This window comes from Achromobacter sp. (assembly GCF_032113835.1).
Lineage (GTDB): Bacteria > Pseudomonadota > Gammaproteobacteria > Burkholderiales > Burkholderiaceae_B > Achromobacter.
This window is the reverse complement of the sequence record NZ_DAMCTG010000102.1, coordinates 1-18,318: the sequence shown is the minus strand read 5'-3', so window position 1 is coordinate 18,318 and position 18,318 is coordinate 1. Positions and strand designations below refer to the sequence as shown.

The following is an 18,318-nucleotide window of genomic DNA, read 5'->3' as shown; positions in this document are numbered from 1 at the left end:
TCGGAAGCGAGAATTCTCTTATTTGATAATTCTCGAATACGATAGTTTTTTGACGTGGCTGAGGTAATAGGGGAATGCCCGGATGGGTGGAAAGGGCGCGATATCGGGGCCGCGTTATCCCAGTTTGCCCAGCAACCCGATCAGCTTGCGCCGTTCGGCCGCGCCCAGCTTGCCGCTGATGCGTGCGTCGTGCGCCTGCACGGCCTCGGTGATGGCGGCCAGCGCGGTGTGGCCGGCCCGCGTCATGGCCAGCGCGTACGCGCGCCGGTCGTGTTCGGCCTCCTGGCGCTCCACGTAGCCCAGGTCCTGCAACTGGTTGACGATCTGCACCGCGCCCGAGCGCGCAATGCCCAGGATGCGCGCCAGGTCGGTGAGCTTGAGGTTTTCATTGGCGGCGATCAGCGTCAGCGCGGAATAACGCTGCGGCGTGATGTCCCACGGCGCCAGCGCGGCCAGGAAATCCTCGTAGATCAGGATCTGCGCGCGGCGGATGGCGTAGCCGACCAGGTCGTCCAGCGCGCCGTACTGAATGCCGGGCACATGCGGATCGAAGTGTTCGCCTCGGGCAGCAGGGCGGCGAGGGTGTGGGGCGGAGGCTCTGGACATCGGGGGCGTATCGTGAAACGGGGCCTCAACACTAATGCAGGCGTCTCCGCCGCGCCACCGGATTGCGGGAAATCCCTCGTGCGAAACGCGGGGCGATTTTGTTATGTTGCATAACAAATAAGACCAGGAGTAGACATGCAAATCGTCATTGCCGGCGCCGGTATCGGCGGGCTGACCCTTGCGCTGATGCTGCATCGGCGCGGCATCGGCTGCCGCATCTATGAAAGTGCGCAGGAATTGCGGCCGCTGGGCGTCGGCATCAATCTGCTGCCCCACGCGGTCAGCGAGATCGAGCAACTGGGCCTCATGCCCGAACTGGCCGAACGCGCCATAGAGACCTCGCAGCTTCACTACTACAACAAGCTCGGCCAGCCGATCTGGCGCGAACCGCGCGGCTTGCAGGCCGGCTATCCGCTGCCGCAGTTCTCGGTGCATCGCGGCGAATTCCAGATGCTGCTGGCAGAGGCCGTGCGCGACCGGCTCGGGGCGGACGCCATCGTGCCAGGCATGGTGCTGGAATCGGCCAGCCAGGATGCGGCGGGCGTGCACGCGCAGTTCCGCCGACGCGCGGACAACGCGCTGCAGACCGTGCACGGCGACATCCTGGTGGGCGCCGACGGCATCCACTCGGCGCTGCGCCGACAGCTGCATCCGGTGGGGGACGATCCCCGGTTTTCCGGGCGCATGCTGTGGCGCGCCGTGACCGAGGCGCCGCCGTATCTGGACGGGCGCAGCATGTTCATGGCGGGTCACCAGGACCAGAAATTCGTCTGTTACCCGATCTCGGAACCGCTGCGCAAACAAGGCCGCTCGCTCATCAACTGGATCGCCGAGCTGTCGATCCCCGGCGCGGAACTGCCCGCCACCGACTGGAACCGCAAGGTCGACAAGTCCGTCTTCGCGGATCGGTTCGCCGATTGGCGCTGGGACTGGATCGACATCCCCGCCATCATCGACGGCGCCGAGGCGATCTATGAATTTCCGCTGGTCGACCGCGATCCCTTGCCGCGCTGGACGCGCGGGCGCATCACGCTCTTGGGCGACGCGGCGCATCCGATGTATCCCATCGGCTCGAACGGCTCCGCTCAGGCGATTCTGGACGCGCGCTGCCTGGCCGACTGGCTGGCTCAGGCCGAGCGGGGCAAGGCGCGCTCGGCAGAGATCGCGCTGCTGGAGTACGAAGCCGAACGCCTGCCGCGCACCGCCGGCATCGTGCTGCGCAACCGTCTGAACGGCCCCGAACAGGTGATGCAGATGGCCGAAGAGCGCGCGCCGCAAGGCTTTGCGAACATCAACGACGTGATATCGGGCGAGGAGCTGGCGGCGGTATCGCTGCGCTACAAGCAGCTGGCGGGCTTTGACCCCGCCGCGCTGCGTCTTGCCCGCGGAGAAAAACCTTGAGCGGCCCCGAATCCAACAACGAAGCCAACAACGAAGCCATCCACGAACCCCACGCGCCCCGGCTGGAACACGTGACCACCGTCGTCGTCGACGTGGGCGCGCCGCAGGAAGTGGGCGATACGCCGCAGGGCCGGCGCCGCGTGATCCCGATCACCGGCGGCACGGTCGAAGGCCCGCGCCTGTCCGGCAAGGTGCTGCCCGGCGGCGCGGACTTCCAGATCATCCGTTCGGCCACGTTCACGGACATACACGCGCGATACGTGATCGAGACGCCCGCGGGCGAGCGCGTGTATGTCGAGAACACCGGCATCCGCACGGGCAGCGCCGAGGACATTGCGCGGCTGGCGCGCGGCGAAGCCGTCGATCCGGCGCGCATCTACTTTCGCAGCTATCCGCGCTTTGAGACATCGTCGCCCGCGCTCGGCTGGATGAACGAGAGCCTGTTCATCGGCACCGGCGCCCGCTACCCAGACCGCGTCGAACTGCGCTTCTATCGCATTTGCTGAACCCGCGGCAGCCGCCGCGGCATTAAAAAAACCAGGAGACAACCATGCAAACGATGCTGCGCCGCCTGCTGGGCGGCTTCATGCTGTGCCTGCCGCTTGCGGCAGCCGCCCAGTTTCCCAATGGGCCGGTGCGCCTGAACGTGGGCTTTCCGCCCGGCACGGGACCGGACATCGTCGCCCGTACCCTGTCCCAGCACCTGGGGCCGATCCTGGGCGAAAGCGTGGTGGTGGAGAACAAGGTCGGCGCGGGCGGTCAGATTGCCGCGCAGACCGTCGCGCGCAGTCCGGCCGACGGCCAGACGCTGCTGCTGGGCGAGGTCGGCTCGATCAGCATTTCGCCCGCCACCTACCGCAACCTGAACTACGATCCGCCGCGCGATTTCGCGCCGATCTCCGAGGTCGTGCGCGCCGACTTCGTACTGGTGGTGCCGGCCAGCTCGCCCTACAAGGACTTGGCGGCCTTCGTCGATGCGGCGAAGAAGGCGCCGGACCGCGTGAACTTCGCCACCTTTGGTGCGGGCACGCCGGGCCATTTCGGCGCGGAGCTTTTTGCGCGCGAGGCGGGCCTGAAGATCGAAGCCATCCATTACCGGTCAACGGGCGATGCCGTGTCGGGACTGGTGTCCGGTGGCGTGCAGGCGGCCTTCGTGACGACGGCGCTGGCTGCGCCCCAGGTGCAGGGCGGCAAGCTGCGCGCGCTGGCCACCACGGGCGCGAAGCGCTCGCCTGCGTTGGCTGACGTACCGACGTTCGCGGAGGGTGGTCTGCCTGCGGTCAACTTCGGCGCGTGGTTTGCGCTGTTTGCGCCGGCCGGCACGCCGGACGCCGTGCTGACCAGCCTGCAGGCCGACAGCGCCGCCGCGCTGCGCCAGCCGGCCGCCGTGAAAACGTTGGGCGAGGCCGGATTCGTCGTCGTGGGCTCGGACCGGCAGGCGCTGCAGGCCTTGCTGACGGCGGAATCGAAGCGCTGGGCGGACGTGGTGAAGGCGACGGGGTTCCGCGCCGACTGACGGATCGACGGGATCGGCAATTGTCTATAGTCACAAGTTCTTTAAATCTTCGTGCTTCACAGGAGACCCGCTGCATGTCCGATCCCACGTCCGACCCCACCTACGATCACGTCCTTTCCCATCCCCCTCGTTGCCTGGACGGCGTGCGCACGGCGCCCGCGCCGCTGCTCGTGGAGGACCGCGGCGAGGTCGCTGTCGCGTTCCGCCTGCTGGGCGCGGACGGGGCGCAGACGGGCGAGATCTTCGGGTTTGACCTGCGCGATTACAACGAACACGTCGAGGACTACGAATTCGTGTCGCCGCTGGCCGTGAAATGGGACGGCGCGCCGGAAGGCGTCGTGGTGTTCGACAGCGACATCCACGGATATCACGGCGAGCTGGATTGCTCAGCCAAGATCCGCGGCGAGGGGGCGGCCCAGGCTTTCATTTGCCCCGCCTGCCAGGGCACGCGGTTCAGCGTCTTCGCGCAGTTCGACTACGACGGCACGGACGAGCTCTGGGACGAAGACCCGGACACCGTGCAGAACTTCTTCAGCAATCTCATCGTGGCAGGCCAATGCGCGTCCTGCGATACGGTGACGCGCGTCCTGGACATGGATCTCTGACGAGAACAGGCGTCTGAAACCGGCCGTCTGAGGGCGGCCGATTCATCGCGCGGATCGCACATTTCTGCCCCTTTGGCATCACCAGTGGAACAGTATGTTCCAGCCAAAGTGCGTTTGAACGGGTATTCGCGTCATGGTCGAGCCGGTAGAATGCCTCCCATCGTCATCTCTATCTACTGGTCGAAAGGTCAAATAATGAGCAACGCATATCTCGAAGCGCTCAAGCAGCGCCGCACGCAGTATTCGCTGGGCCGCAACCTGTCGGCCTCCAAGGAAGAATTGACCACGCTGATCCAGGACGCGATCAAGCACAGCCCGTCCTCCTTCAACTCGCAAAGCTCGCGCGCCGTGATCCTGTTTGGCGCCGAAAGCGACAAGCTGTGGAACCTGGCCACGGAAGAAGTGCGCAAGGTTGCGCCCGCCGAAGGTTTCGACAAGACCGAAGCCAAGCTCAAGAGCTTTGCCGCCGGCGTGGGCACCATCCTGTTCTTCGAAGACCAGGACGTGGTGCGCAGCCTGCAGGAAAAGTTTGCCCTGTACGCCGACAACTTCCCGGTCTGGTCCGAGCAGTCGGGCGGCATGGCCCAATTGTCCGTGTGGACCGCGCTGGCCAACGCCGGTGTCGGCGCCAGCCTGCAGCACTACAACCCGCTGATCGACGCCGCCGTCGCGCGCGAATGGAACGTTCCCGCCTACTGGAAGCTGCGCGCGCAGATGCCGTTTGGCTCGAACGAAGCCGGTTTCAGCGACAAGGCTTTCATGGACGACGCCGACCGCTTCCGCGTCTTCGGCTGATCGCTCCGGGCGTGCTTGGCACGCCCCACATGACCGCGGTCTTCAGGCCCGCATTGCTCGACAGGGCAATGCGGGTCTTGTCATTGCGCAGCCGGATCATGGCCGAAATTCCGGCCCGCCTGCGGGTGGTATCCGTTTGACCGAGCCCCCATATCGGCCGCGCCGGATGGCGCTATAGTCGACCGATCCCCTACCAGCAAGGAGACGTCATGCAGACCAACGAGCTTCATCGCGGCCGTCTGATCGATCACATCCAGCTTGTCGTGCGTGACCTGCCGGCCAGCCAGCGCTTCTACCAGGCGGTGTTCGATGCCCTCGAGGTGCCCATGGGCGGCACGGCCGATGGTTACTTCTGGGCGGACGAGCTCTTTGTCTCGTCGGCCGACAGCCAGGCCGCGCTGGGCCAATTGACGGGACGCCACCATCTTGCGTTCCAGGCGCGCGATCAGGCAATGGTCGACGCGTTCTACAAGGCGGCGCTGGCCCACGGCGGCAAGGACAACGGCGCGCCGGGATTTCGCGAATACCACCCCGGCTACTACGGCGCCTTCGTGCTGGATCCGGACGGCAACAACATCGAAGCCGTGTTCCATGGCGAAGCCCGGCGCAGCGCGCCGTCGGTCACGGTGACGTTCTGACCGGAGCGTTTCCGTGCAGCTGCGCCATCTCCGGTACTTCGTGAAGATCGTTGAGGCGGGCAGTTTTTCCCGCGCGGCGGCGCTCATTCCGGTGGCGCAGCCGGCGCTCAGCCAGCAGATCGCGGCATTGGAAGAAGAACTGGGCGTGACGCTGCTGCATCGCAGCGCGCGAGGTGCGCGCCCCACACCCGCGGGCGCGGCGCTCTACACGGAAGCCGCTTCCATCCTGAGCCGCATGGAGCGCATCCCGCAGATCGTGCGCTCGCTCAGCGGCGACATCCAGGGCGTGGTTCGCATCGGCATGTCGTCCACGCTGGCGTCGTTTCTGGCCGGCGAACTGATGGAAAAGTGCCGGGCGGCGTTGCCCAAGATCAGCCTGCGTTTCAGCAGCGATGCCAGCGGCCAGTTGGGCTCGCGCATCCGCGACAGCTCATTGGATCTGGCGCTGGTGTTCGAAGACGAACCGACCACGGGTTTTGCGCGCCAACCGCTGTTCCGGCAACGGCTTTTCGTGGTCAGCCCGCGCAAGCCGGGGCGCCGGCCGTCCGCCATGCGCTTCGAGCAACTGGCCGACATGCCGCTCATCCTGCCCGCGCATCCCAACATGACGCGCAATCTGCTGGACCGGCTGTTTTCCGAGGCCGGCATCGCGCCGCAAGTGGTGGCGGAGACCGAGGTCTATTCCGGCATGTTGTCGGCGGTGCAGGCAGGCATCGGCCATACCATCCTGCCGCTGGGTGACTTCTCGGGCCAGCCGGGCAACGCGATGGTGTCGGCGGTGCTGATCGAACCGCCCGTCTATCTGACGGCGGCGGTCATCGCGTCCAATGACGTGCCGCTGGCGCCGCCCGCCGACGCGGTGCGCACGCTGCTCAGCGAATTCGTGATGCAGCAAGTGCGGGAAAAAGGACTGGCCGGCGCGGAACCGCTGCCTTCCTGACGCGCCGCTAAAAGGCCATATCCGCCGCCGATACCCGCATATCAACATAGTATTTTTGCTGTTTCGCCGGCAGGCGCAATCTTCACTCCCATGCAGCAACCGCAATGTCTGCGGCCTGCAGAACTGGAGAGTGATGATGGCTAAGCTGGTTTATCGCGTGGTGTCCGCGTGCGGAGCGTTGGGATATGGATTTCCCCGTGAATCGCTGCAAAAGGCGCTGGAAGGGCGGATCGACGCCGTGATCTCGGATGCGGGATCGATGGACGCCGGCCCCTATTACCTGGGCACGGGAACCGAATACTTCGAACGCGAAGCCGTGAAGGCGGACTTTCGCCACATGGTCGAAGCGGGCGAACGCATCGAGGGTCCGGTCATCCTGGGAAGCTGCGGCATGGCGGGCGGCAACCGCAACCTGGACTGGATGATCGACGTCGCCAAGGAAGTGTTTGACGAGCTGGGCGTGAAGGACCGCGCCGTGGCCGTCATCCGGTCCGAGCTGGATCCGGCGAGCGTTATCCGCGAATTCCGGGCGGGCGCGCTTCGGCCCACGGGCGCCGGGCCGGAGCTGGACGCAGCGGCGCTCGAAGAGAGCACCATCGTGGGTCAGATGGGCGTGCATCCGCTCATCACGGCGCTGGAAAGCGGCGCAAAGTACGTGCTGGCCGGCCGCGCGTGCGACATTGCGCTGTTCGCGTCCGACATGATCCGCCGCGGCATCGACCCGGGTCTGGCGTATCACGTGGGCCATGTGCTGGAATGCGGCGCGCTGGCCTGCGACCCGGGCTCGCCGTCCGATTGCCTGGTTGCCGAAATCTACGACGACGGCACGGCGCTTTTCGTGGCGCCGGACTCGGGGCGGCGCTGCACGCCGTATTCGATTGCGGCGCACTCGCTCTACGAGGAAAGCCATCCGCAATTGCAGTTCTATCCCGAAGGCATCCTGGCGATGGAACATACGGAATTCTTCGCGCGTGACGCCCGCACAGCCGGCATCCGCAACAGCCAGTTCGTGCATGCCGGCAAGCCGTGGCCGTGGAGCATCAAGCTGGAGGGCGCGCGGCGGTTGGGCAAGCGCAAGGTGTCGCTGGTCCATCTGGACCCCGCGGATCTGCCGCGCGTCCCCGGCGACGTGCTGGTCTATGGCCGCAACGGCGTGCAAGCCGTGCCGCTGCGCGAGGGCGAAAAAGAGCTGGGCCTGATCGTGGAAACGTGCGCGGCGACGCCGCAGGCGGCTGAAACGCTGGCCAGCCTGCTGACTCACTATCTGATCCACTACGGCTATGCGGGCCGCAAGGCCACCGCCGGCAACATCGCCTATCCGCTGTCGCCCAATCTGGTGAGCTTCCGGCGCGAGGACGGGCAATACGGCGCGGTGGTTCCCAGCGGCACGCGCGATCCGGTGTTCCAGGCGAATTACCCGATGATCAAGGACGCCGTCATCACGCTGGTTCAGGCGGAGTTTCCGGACGCGCTGCGCGCCGCGACATGGAAAATCCATGAGGCCGACGCGAGCCACCCGGTCGCGCTCGTGCGCACCATCGACCGCGATCCTCGCGTGCTTGCAGACCGCCATCACGCCGAGCTGCAACGCCTGCTGTCGCTGGCCGCCGCGCGCGACGGTTCGCGCCTGGACATGGATGCGGGCGATGCCTACGAATGGACGCTCTACCACCTGCTGCAGAACGAGGACATCATCAAGAACCGCATGTTCCCGATCACGTACTTCCGCGCCAACGGCAAGACGTGGACGGAAAGCGGGTCCGGCCGGCCGCGGTATTACGACATCGGCATCACGGACTACCAGGGCAATCTGGACGATCGCACGCTGTCCCTGATCGCCGACGTGCCGCCCGACGGCTCGCCCCAGCGCGAACAGCCACTGCTCGACATGGCCGTGGTGGTCCGCAGCAAGGACGCGGGCATCAACCGGCTGACGTTCGACATCGTGTTCAATTCGGCTGCCGACTACGAAGCCGCATTGCGCTCGAACGTGTTCTGCCCGGCCAACGTGGCGCGGGTGTTGGGCGTGGCGCCCGAGCGCGTGGTCGGCACGTTCTTCGTGGATAGCTGCAACGCCATCAAGCTGACCATCGACCGCCCGAACATTTCGGCTTCGCCGGACGAGCGCGACGTGTTCGGGGCGCAGCAGCAGGCCGTCATCGAGCGCCTGTCGATTCCGCATTACGCGGAGCGGCTGGCGATGGCGTCGGCGCTGTAGCGCGCGTTGATGACGCCGCCGATCGCATCCGGGGAGGGCGATCGGCGGTGTGCCGTTTTCGGGGCGTCCCCGGTTTCATGCCAGAATTGCGGGCTGTCCAACCGCCATCGAACCCGAGAAGAATCCGATGAAACCTGGAATTCCCGCACTACGGTTGTTGTCCCTGGCTGGCTTGTTCGCATTGTCCGCGCCCGCGCTGGCCATCGATTGCAAGAAGGCATCCACCGGCGTCGAGAAGCTGATCTGCGCCGACCGCGGCGCGGTGTCCGCCGACGCGGAATTGAATCGCAGCTACAACGCACTGTTGAAGTCCGCGCCCGATGCCGAGATCCGCACCATGCTGGTCGACGGCCAGAAGCGTTGGCTGGCGGCGCGCGACAACGCACTGGAAAGACTGATCGAGTCGCCCGACCTCCTGCCCGATGGCAAGACCCCCGCGCAGGCCGCGCGCAGCCTGATGCTTGCGCGCAGCGCCGAGTTCAAGGAAAAGGCCAAAGGGTCCGACACGCCGGTCCTGGTCGCGCGGGCGCTGGATCAGCGCAAGTTCCGGGCGCAGTTCACCGGCGGCCCGTTTGCCGGCTTCGCGTCGTCGTGCGACGTGCTGCCGCCCGACTACAACAACTACTCCTGCTTCGCGACCCGCCATTACCAGCACAATGACCGCGTCTGCTCGGTCGACGAATACTGGGCTTCCGGCGGCGTCTACACGAAGCGCTACGTGGCCAACGTGGTGAACGGCAAGCCCAAGGTCATCGCGTCGTGCTCGTTCAGCAGCGCCGACGAGGCGTGCGACGACGGCAATGGCAAGACGAAGTGGAACCGGTCGCCGGCTGCGCCCGATTTCAAATATGCCGACAAGCCGCTGCCCAAGATCGACGGCGACGTCTTCGATACCGACGACTACGAATGGGCGCAGGCCTGCCTGGCGAGCCCGGCGTATCCCGCTGACAAGTAGCGCGTTCAGGCGTGCGCGGCCGCGCGGGGGGCCGCCGGGGAAGGTGTCAGACTGTAATTGCGCGGGCGCCGGCCGTGAGGGTTTGGCCGCGCCCGCCGGATGGACATTTCCCATGCGCGGCTCGCGGCGCGCCAACGTTTCGATTGGGCCGCCCGGAGGCGGCCCAGCCGCAAGATTTGGAAACGGACTGCCCCGCGTGGCGGCGATTTCGTCCACGCCACGGACGTAGAATCCCGCTTTTCATCAAGGCCACGCGGCTGACAGGAACCAATCATGAAAAAAACCATCCTTCTTGCATCCGTCTGCGCGGCGCTGCTGTCTGCTTGCGCGCCCACGACCTCACCCCGCGAAGGATCGTCCGCCATGCCTGATTCCGCCACCACGTCCGCCGCTACCTCCGCCGAAACTCAGGCCAGCCTGAGCGCCTACCACTGGCGCCTGACCGCCGCCACCGACGCCGCGGGCAAGTCCATCGCGGCGCTGCAAAAGGGCGTCGAGCACCAGGTGCGCCTGACCTTCAAGGACGACGGCGTGAACATCCGCGGCGGCTGCAATGCGCAGTTCGGCGGGTTCACGTACAAGAACGGCGTGCTGACCATCGCGAACCTGGCGTCCACGATGAAGGCGTGCGAACAAAGCCTGATGCAGTTGGATGCCGAGATCGCCCAGCGCCTGAAGGGCGATCTGCGCGTGACGCTGTCGGGTGATAAGGCCGAACCGGCGCTGGATCTGACGACGCAGGACGGCAGCGTGCTGAAGTTCGTCGGCGAACCCACGCCGGAAACGCTGTACGGCAGCGCCGGACAGGTCATGTTCCTGGAAGTGGCGGCCAAGCGCGCCGAATGCAGCCATCCCATGATTCCGCACTATCAGTGCCTGATGGTGCGTGAACGCAAGTTCAATGACGCGGGCATCGCATTGCCGGCGCCGGACAAGTGGCAACCGCTGTACCAGTCGATCGAAGGGTTTGAGCACCAGGAGGGCGTGCGCACCGTGCTGCGCGTCAAGCGCTACGACTGGAAGAACCCGCCCGCCGATGCGCCGTCCAAGGTCTACGTGCTGGACATGGTGGTGGAGCAGGACGCCTCGGGCAAGCGCAAGTAAGTGTGGGGGGCGCTAGCGAGATCGGCGCGATCCGCGCCGTTAGCGCCCTGTTCGCGATTAGCGCCTTTGGCGCCCGGTCACCAGGTGACGTAAAACATCGCCTTGGCCAGCACCACGATGGCCAGCATGTGGCAGAAGACGCTCAGGTGCAGCCGGCCTTGCAGCGCGCTGGTGAGCTTGCGCTGCTTGGCCAGCACCAGCGCAGTCGCCACATGAATCAGCACGCTGACGGCCAGCGCGATCTTGATGGACAGCAGCAGGCCGAACGATGAGGCCAGCGGCGCGGACAGCGCGCCGCGGTGTTGCCAAGCCAGTCCCAATCCCGCCAGATACAGCACCGCCACCGACCACGGCACCACCGAACGCACGCGCGGCCCGAGCTGACTGCCCAGCGCCTTGCGCACGTCGGGCGGCAGGCGGCGGTGCACCGGTTCAAGAAACAGCACCTCGAACGTGACGGTGCCGACGAACAGGAAGGCGGCAAGCAGATGCAGGATGAGCAGCACGGGATAGAGGGTCATGACGGCATTCTCCGCCCGCGAATGGCGCCACGAAATGACAAACATCAAGGGCGCCATCGCAGGTTAAATCGCCCCAGCAAGCGGCGCTCGTCAGCCCTGGTGTCAGACACCCGTTGTGATGCCGCCACATACTTGGACCCAGGTGTCAGACACCCATTGAGACGCCGCCGCAAGCTGACGGCCATCTCCGACGGGTGTCTGACACCGACCCAAGCACGCAACTCAGCTCACTTGACCGCCGGCTGCAGCGTCAGCGTGTCCGACCGCTGGCTCTCCACCTTGGCCCGGCTGAACGCCATCGGGAAGTACTCGCCCGTCGCCCAGCCCTTGAGCAGGTCCTGGTAATGCGGGCTGCGCGGATCCGCCGATTGGCCCGGCACGTTCTGCACGCGCGAGTTGTCCCAGTCGGACACGTCGATCACCTGGCGGTACGACGCGCCGCTGGTCACGCGGTAGTCGCTCTTGCGGAACGTCGCGCGGTGCACCGTGTCGTTGTCGCCGCCGACCGGATAGCGCGGCGTGCCCCACGCCTTGGCGGTGTCGGGCGGCAGCAGGCTGGCCAGGCTGTGATCGAACTGGATGTGGTGCAGCTTGCCCCACTGCCATTGCTTCGAATCCGGCCCCATCTTCGCGGTCAGCTTGGTGAGGCCATCGGCCAGCGCCTGCAACAGCAGGGCGTCGCGGCCCTGGTCCGGACGAGGACCGAAGGCGGCATCGGGCGTGGCCAGCTTTTCCAGCGTCTTGCGGGTGGACAGCTCGCCGAATGCCGCGCGCCCGTTTGCCGGCACATACAGGTCGGTCACGCGCTTGACGACCTCCGGCAGCCAGAAGGCATAGACGGTGGCGGCCCGGGAGTCCGTGGCCATGCGGTAGTCCCAGTCTTTCAGCAGGCTCAGCGCCGCGCCGACGTTCGCATCCGCCGAATTCAACGACTTGGCGTAGCCGCCCAGCGTGCGGGCAGGAATCGACAGATTGTCGAACTGCAGGTCCTGCGACTGCTGCACGGTCAGCCCCTTGCCGTCGGCCACCACCTCGCGGATGCGCTGGATGCGGAAGGGTTCGGCCCAGGTGCGCGCCGACATGTCCTTGTACGGATAGTTGGCGGGCAGGTTGTACTCGTTGGCCGTGGCGACATAGCCTTCGGGCGGGTTGAAGACGCGGGGCAGGGAGCTGCCGGGCAGCACGCCGCGCCATTCGAAATCGCCATTGCCGGGCACGGGCAGCATGCCGGACCAGTCGTTACGCGGACGGATGGGGGCGATGCTGCCGCCGAACCAGCCGATGTTGCCGTCCACGTCCGCGTAGACCATGTTTTCGCTGGGCGTGTAGTGCTTTTCCATGCCGGCCACGAACTCGTTCCAGTTCTGCGCCTGGTTCAAGCGCAGGCTGGCCAGGTAGGCGGCCGTGCCCGGAAATTCCAGGTAGGCGGCGCGCAGGGCGTACGCCTTGCGCCGCACCGGATCTTCATGGATGACTGGACCATGACGCGTGAACTTCAGGCTGCGCATCGCAGGCGACGCGCCGCGCACCGGGATGTTCTCGTCGATCTGACGCATCTTTTCCCAGCGGCCCTGATAGCGGTATTCGCCGGGATTCGCGGGGTTGGTGTCGTAGACGTACAGGTCTTCCTCGTCGCCGAACGCGAAGATGGTCAGGCCGAACGCAATGCGGTCGTTGTGGCCCATCGATACGCCCGGCAATGACGGTTCGCCCGCGCCGATCACGTTCCAGCCCGGCGCATTCAGGTGGACCATGTAGCGCAGCGACGGCATCGTGATGGACCGGTGCGGGTCGCCCGCCAGGATGGGCTTGCCGGTGGCGGTGCGCTCGCCGCTCAGCGTCCAGTTGTTGCTCTCGTAGCGCGGCGCCAGCGGATCGAAGGCCGGGTCCAGCGACGCGAGCCGGCCCTCGGACAACGCGCTGGCCAGCTTGGCGCGCTCGTCCGCGGCAAGCGGGCTGCGCGGGAAGTCACCCGCTTCGAACTTCTGGCCGTCCCGCGCCAGCCGGTAGGTGGCCAGGATGGATTTGTTGATCTGGGTTACGTCCAGGCCAGCGGGCACCTGCAGCGCCAACGGCGGCTCGAAGGTGCTCAGCCCTTGCACGTTGTTCAGGCCCAGCGCGGCGATCTGCTCGGACATCCGCACTTCCTCGCTGACGTTGCGCGTCAGGCCGTAGATGCGGATCAGCGAGGTCTCCGGACTCCAGTAGCCGGGCTCGGTGCCGGTCAGCTTGAATTCCGGCGGAAGCTGGTCGGGATTGGCCTTGACCCAGTTCACGTAGGCGTTGATGCCGTTGGCAAACGCGGTGAGGATGGCCTGGCCTTCGGGGTGGTAGCTGGCGAATTCCGCCTGCATGTCGCCCCGGTACAGAAAGAGACGCGCGGCGCGGTCCTGTTCGATGAAGCGCGGGCCGAACTGTTCGGCCATCTTGCCTTCGCCCTGGCGGCGCCACAGGTCCAGTTGCCAGAGACGGTCGCGAGCGGCCGAAAAGCCCTGGGCAAAGAACAGGTCCGCCTGGTTCTTGGCGTAGATGTGGGATACGCCGTGTTTGTCCCTGACGATTTCCACGGGCTGCGACAGCCCCGCCATGGCGATCGTGTCCTTCTTGCCGCCTGGCGAGGCGCAGCCCGCCAGCACTGCGATCAGGCCGCTCGCCAAGAATGCAGCGGCCCTGCGCTTTAACGTACGCATAGACTTCTCCTCCGGGTTATTGATCTTTTCTATGCCGGCACTACGCAGGACGCTGGAAGCCGCGCCGAACGCAACACCATGCAGCGACTAGAACTAAAGCAGAAGCCCAGGGATAACTGTTTTATTTGATTAAATCTGGCAGGACTTGTAACGCCTGGTTGATCTCCCCGCGCCAGGGCGGGGCGCAGCCGGCTGATATCCAGTCCTCGAAACGCGCGTGCAGGCATGAAATTTTTGGTCACGACATCGCGATCCGGCCGGTAAACTCGGGCGCCCCGCATACCGCCGGCGCGCTTGCCGTCCGCCGTCATCACCCATAGCCGTATCTTCATGCCGATCTCCGACCTCGCACGCAGCCTGTCCCGTCCCATCCTTGCCGCCGACGACCTGGAGTCGATGGAGCAATTCTTCCAGCGGCCCGAGGTTGGCGCCTTTCTGACTCATGCCCGCAATCCGGCGAACACTGCCGCGGCCCTTCGGGAATGCGCCGATCTTCTGCCGCAACTGCATCCTTCCCATGCCGCGGCGCTTGCGCTGATGGGCGGTTCGCTGGTGGAGGGCGGCGCCGATCCGGCCATCCTGTTTCCCACGCTGCACGCGCTGCTGCGCGACTGGCTGCAACGCCTGCGTCCGTTCTGCGCGCAGGAAGTGGAAGAGGACGATGAGGAGGTCGAGGAGGACGACCGCCAGGCTTGGACCGATGCGCAGGCCAGATTGGCCGAGGTGCCGCAGGACGCATTCTGGGAGGTTGAAGCCCTGCAAGCCGCCGTTGACGTGCTGGTGCTGCCCATGATGACCATGCTTCTGCGTCACCGCGGCAATCATCAGGCGTTCATCGCCGACGACGCGCTGATGGCCTTGCTTTACGCCATGGCCACGCTCAACGACAGCCTGCCGTTCGATCAGCTGCATTACCTGTGGCTGGCGTCGCGCGTGAGCTACGAAGACGAACTGGTGGTCGTGCTGCCGGCGTCCGGAACGGGTTTCATCGCCGAGGCCCATGCCATCAACAACACTTTCCACGCCTTCACGCTGCTGCAAATCCTGATCGGCGAACACGCGCAGGCGTTGGGCGTGCAACGGGAGATCGCCACGCGCTCGCCGGACATGGACGGCGACACGGCCGACTTCCAGTGGTTGCAGGCCGGCGCCTATGCCGGAGGCGAATTGAAGAACATGCTGAAGTGGGCCTGGGGCGAAGCCGCGCTGCGCGACCACCCGGCGCGGCACGGCAAGCGCGTGCTGATCGCGCTGGAAACGGACGAGGGGACGACGCGCAACTGGTCGGGATTCAACGGCGTCATCCACGAAGCCCAGCAGCCGTCCATGACGTTCACGCGCTATCTGACGCCGGAGGAAGTGGCGTCGTACTTGGCGTGAGCCGGCACAGGGTCAGCTGCGCCCAAACATCCCGTCCACGCCGTCCTGTAGATCGAAGACGTCCGACACGCCATACAGGCCGATGGGCTCGCCCAGACCGCTGGCGTCGGGCGGCGTTTCCACGCAAGCCTTGATCAGCACGAACTGGCCGGCTGGATCCGGCATGAACTTCATGCCGGCGACGGACATCCGTTCGACCCGCACGGTGCCGTCGTTGTAGCGGCGGCCGCGCGCGGGCGTATCGCGTAGTTCGTCGATGGCGGGCACATGGTCGAAGACGGCGTCGTAGAACTCGATGACCGGGCTCTGGTTGGTTTGCGCGCAGCGGTGGACATAGGCCGCGTAATGGCGGCCATCGAGCTGAAACGACACTACGTCGCCCGCGCGGTAAAACGTCAGGCTGTCGGGCAGGCCGGGCGCGCGCTTGAGTGGCGCGGGCGGCGTGCGCAGGAAGGCGGTCTTGATGGCGGCGGTCTTGCGATGGAAGTCGTCGCTCAGGGCCACGGCCTCGTTCAGGGCGTCGATGGCGGCATCCGCGCGGTCCGCGATGCCGGCGTCGGCGATACCGTACTTGTGTAGCAGGATGGCCAGCGCCACGGCGGTCGTGTGGCGATACAGGGGCGAGGCCGCGTCGTCGCCGGCATGCAGCACGCAGTTCCAGCGGCGCAGCAGGGGCGGCAGCACGCTGGCCGTCGGGTTGGCCGCGATGGCGGCGTCATGGCGGGCGCGCGCCATGGCGTCTGCCAGCAGGCGGGCAAGGTCTTCGTCCAGCGTCTGGACCAGGATGTCGGCGGCGAGTTTCTTCAGCGCCTGGGCGTGCGTGATGGCGGTCATGGCGTCGGTGTTGGCGGTGCCGCGCTGCCGGTGTGGCAGGCGAGTGGGCGGCGAATGGGCGGCAGTGGATCAGGCCCGCAGCGTGTCCCGCACCTGCATGAGCGCGAATCCCAGCAGGTTCAGGCCGCGCCACAGGTTGGGTTTGCCGGCTTGGTGGCCCCAGAAATTGACGAACTTGAGTTTGGCGCCCGCGTTGTAGCGGCGGCGCAGGTCTTCGATGTAGCGGGTATCGGTCATGCCGGAAGGCGGGGTCCGGATAAAGAAGAGGCTGGAGGATAAAGGGCGATGGTGTCGCCTCCGTTACCAGATGCAAGTTGATCCGCCGAATGTTTGCCGATACGGCGGCGCGCGGCGGGCAGGCCGCTCTGCCGCCGCGCGTCGTCACCGTGTTGCAGGCATCACCACCGGCGCTGCGAGCCGCTCTGCGGCTGCGATGCCGGCTGGCCCATGTCGCTGGTCCGGATGGTGGTTTCGTATTTCTTGTAGTCCTCGATGTAGGTGGGCGTGTTGACGTTGGGGCTTTCCTCGCCGGCCCATTGTTCTTCCAGGCCGGATTCGCGCCATGCGGCCAGGTCGCGTTCGACGTCGGCCCGGGTGGGCGTGAAGTCCGAGGATGGCGCCGCGGTGGCCGGCGCCGTGGAGGCGGATTGCGCACCCGCGGGGCTGGACAGCAGGGCAAAGGCCGCCAGCGCAGCGGGGATAAGGGCGCGGAATGTCAGGACAGGCTTCATGAATGGCTCCTTGGGGACGCGTGGGGGCGCAGCGTTGGGGCCGGTGTCGTTCGGACGTGCGCGATGGCGCCGCACGGCCGAGGGCAGCTGCGAGGCCGGATGGGCGGAGTCATGGTCGGGCGGGGCGGGAGGCACCGGTTTGCGGGCCTGCCGATAGCGAGCGCAGACGGGATGGTGACCCGACAGGCGCAGGGTGGCCAGGGTCTCATGCCTTCGCGCTCATCGTAGGGCCGCATGGGTGCAGGCCACATACTCAAAATTGAGTACGCCGGGCGGCGCGACCGCGCGTGCTACAGCAATGACGCCAGACGGACCAGTTCTGACTGGCGGCTGCACTCCATCTTGGTCAGCAGCGATGCCACCTGCTTGCGCACCGTCAGGACGGAGGCGTGGCGCAGGGTGGCCACTTCTTCGACGCTGTGGCCTGCGGCCAGCCCCGCCAGCACCGCGGCTTCGGCATGCGTGATGGAGAACACCGATTGCAGCTTGGTGACGTCCGGCATGGCAAAGGCGCTCTTTTTGCGCATGCGCACCAGCAGCATGCGGCCGCCGATGAGGCTGAGCGCGGGCGGCGCCGCGCTGATATCCACCCAGAACAGTTCGCCCCAGCCCGAAGCGGTGGCCATCGATCGCATCTGGCCGTCGCGCGCCACGGCGGCGCAGTGCGCATCGAACAGCCGCTGCACCTTGGCGTCCGCGTGGCGCAGCCGGCGGCCGTGCAGTATCCAGCCATTCACGTCATCCAGAAAGCCCACGGCCAGCGGCGACAGCTTGTCGACGATGCAGTCCACACTGATCAGCAGCACCGCTTCATTGACCTCGGAAAAGGCGCTTTCCAGCGACTTCCAGCCGATGGCGCGGGTGCGCTCGCGCTGCGACAACTGATGGCGCAGCAGGCGGAAATAGCGCGCGTAATCACCCGATTGCAGCCGGTCGCCCGCCTTCGCGTCGACGGACGAACGCTGAAAGCCGATCGCGGCGTGCAGCACGGTGTTCGATTCGATGATGTGCGCCAGCACCTGCGCCATGCGATGCCGGGCCATGAAGTCCGCATAGAACTCGGTGCGGTGCAACTGCGCGGGTTCGTACATCCGCGTGGTGTCCAGCCAGGTGCCGGCGGGGGCGTTGCGCCCGTCCTGCTCAATGATGTCGCAGTTGCAATAGTGCTCCTGGTAATCCGAGGCGCACGCGTCGGAAAGACCGATGGCGGTCAGGGTCAGCAGCTTGTTCCTGGCGTCGAACACGATGAGCGCTCCGCTGTCGGCCCCGACTAGATCACGGGCCGTGTCCAGGATGTCGCGCCACGGCGGTTCGGGGTCGGTCAGATGGTCGACGGCCTCGACGGCGCGGCGCAATGCGATTCGATGATCGGGCATGGCGTGCC

General features: G+C 66.1%; 18 protein-coding genes. 11 read left to right on the top strand and 7 right to left on the bottom strand.

The genetic code is table 11. The features are described from left to right. Positions 1–114: 114 nt before the first annotated feature. Positions 115–606 carry a MarR family winged helix-turn-helix transcriptional regulator gene (locus tag RT697_RS23930; protein ID WP_313702190.1) on the bottom strand — a complete coding sequence of 164 codons (492 nt, stop codon included), beginning with the start codon at positions 604–606 and terminating at the stop codon, positions 115–117. A 135-nt stretch (positions 607–741) separates the two neighbouring features. Here RT697_RS23930 and RT697_RS23925 point away from each other — a divergent pair, with 135 nt between their 5' ends. The 10 genes from RT697_RS23925 (at position 742) to RT697_RS23880 (ending at position 10,778) form a co-directional block, all read left to right on the top strand. Continuing rightward, positions 742–2,007: a flavin-dependent oxidoreductase gene (locus RT697_RS23925; protein ID WP_313702189.1), complete on the top strand. Its 1,266-nt coding sequence runs from the start codon at positions 742–744 to the stop codon at positions 2,005–2,007. After that, on the top strand, positions 2,004–2,513 hold the full coding sequence (locus RT697_RS23920) for a DUF3237 domain-containing protein (protein WP_313702188.1): 510 nt from the start codon (positions 2,004–2,006) through the stop codon (positions 2,511–2,513). Before RT697_RS23925 ends, RT697_RS23920 begins: the two co-directional genes overlap by 4 nt. A gap of 44 nt (positions 2,514–2,557) precedes the next feature. Next, on the top strand, positions 2,558–3,523 hold the full coding sequence (locus RT697_RS23915; RefSeq protein ID WP_313702187.1) for a tripartite tricarboxylate transporter substrate binding protein: 966 nt from the start codon (positions 2,558–2,560) through the stop codon (positions 3,521–3,523). Between the two features lie 74 nt (positions 3,524–3,597). Beyond that, entirely contained in the window at positions 3,598–4,128 is a 531-nt protein-coding gene (locus RT697_RS23910) for a hypothetical protein (protein WP_313702186.1), read from the top strand. Between the two features lie 195 nt (positions 4,129–4,323). Next, positions 4,324–4,923, top strand: coding sequence for a nitroreductase family protein (locus RT697_RS23905; RefSeq protein ID WP_313702185.1), 600 nt, complete (start codon positions 4,324–4,326; stop codon positions 4,921–4,923). A 209-nt stretch (positions 4,924–5,132) separates the two neighbouring features. Then, positions 5,133–5,561 carry a VOC family protein gene (locus RT697_RS23900; RefSeq protein WP_313702184.1) on the top strand — a complete coding sequence of 143 codons (429 nt, stop codon included), beginning with the start codon at positions 5,133–5,135 and terminating at the stop codon, positions 5,559–5,561. A 13-nt stretch (positions 5,562–5,574) separates the two neighbouring features. Then, a complete protein-coding gene (locus RT697_RS23895) occupies positions 5,575–6,501 on the top strand; it encodes a LysR substrate-binding domain-containing protein (protein WP_313702183.1) in 927 nt (308 codons plus the stop codon). Positions 6,502–6,634: 133 nt separating this feature from the next. Next, positions 6,635–8,719, top strand: a complete 2,085-nt coding sequence (locus RT697_RS23890) for a DUF4387 family protein (RefSeq protein ID WP_313702182.1) — start codon at positions 6,635–6,637, stop codon at positions 8,717–8,719. Between the two features lie 127 nt (positions 8,720–8,846). Continuing rightward, positions 8,847–9,674 (top strand): lysozyme inhibitor LprI family protein, encoded by an 828-nt coding sequence (locus tag RT697_RS23885; protein ID WP_313702181.1) that lies wholly within the window; start codon positions 8,847–8,849, stop codon positions 9,672–9,674. A gap of 273 nt (positions 9,675–9,947) precedes the next feature. Continuing rightward, the gene (locus tag RT697_RS23880; RefSeq protein ID WP_409517484.1) at positions 9,948–10,778 is read left to right on the top strand and encodes a DUF4377 domain-containing protein; all 831 of its coding nucleotides are present in this window, start codon (positions 9,948–9,950) and stop codon (positions 10,776–10,778) included. Between the two features lie 77 nt (positions 10,779–10,855). On the opposite strand, the gene RT697_RS23875 is transcribed toward RT697_RS23880, so the two are convergent. Further along, positions 10,856–11,299, bottom strand: a complete 444-nt coding sequence (locus RT697_RS23875) for a hypothetical protein (protein ID WP_313702180.1) — start codon at positions 11,297–11,299, stop codon at positions 10,856–10,858. A gap of 227 nt (positions 11,300–11,526) precedes the next feature. Further along, complete coding sequence (locus tag RT697_RS23870) at positions 11,527–13,989, bottom strand: penicillin acylase family protein (protein WP_313702179.1); 2,463 nt, start codon at positions 13,987–13,989, stop codon at positions 11,527–11,529. A 330-nt stretch (positions 13,990–14,319) separates the two neighbouring features. Between RT697_RS23870 and RT697_RS23865 the strand changes: the two genes are divergently transcribed. Beyond that, a complete protein-coding gene (locus tag RT697_RS23865) occupies positions 14,320–15,369 on the top strand; it encodes a hypothetical protein (protein WP_313702178.1) in 1,050 nt (349 codons plus the stop codon). Positions 15,370–15,381: 12 nt separating this feature from the next. Here the strand turns inward: RT697_RS23865 and RT697_RS23860 are convergent, their stop codons facing one another. The 4 genes from RT697_RS23860 to RT697_RS23845 form a co-directional block, all read right to left on the bottom strand. Then, positions 15,382–16,203: a hypothetical protein gene (locus RT697_RS23860; protein WP_313702177.1), complete on the bottom strand. Its 822-nt coding sequence runs from the start codon at positions 16,201–16,203 to the stop codon at positions 15,382–15,384. A 69-nt stretch (positions 16,204–16,272) separates the two neighbouring features. Beyond that, positions 16,273–16,440, bottom strand: a complete 168-nt coding sequence (locus RT697_RS23855; RefSeq protein WP_313702176.1) for a hypothetical protein — start codon at positions 16,438–16,440, stop codon at positions 16,273–16,275. Positions 16,441–16,601: 161 nt separating this feature from the next. Further along, complete coding sequence (locus RT697_RS23850) at positions 16,602–16,934, bottom strand: DUF4148 domain-containing protein (protein ID WP_313702175.1); 333 nt, start codon at positions 16,932–16,934, stop codon at positions 16,602–16,604. A 290-nt stretch (positions 16,935–17,224) separates the two neighbouring features. Beyond that, positions 17,225–18,318: hypothetical protein (locus tag RT697_RS23845; protein WP_313702174.1), on the bottom strand; the 1,094-nt coding region annotated here is incomplete at its 5' end.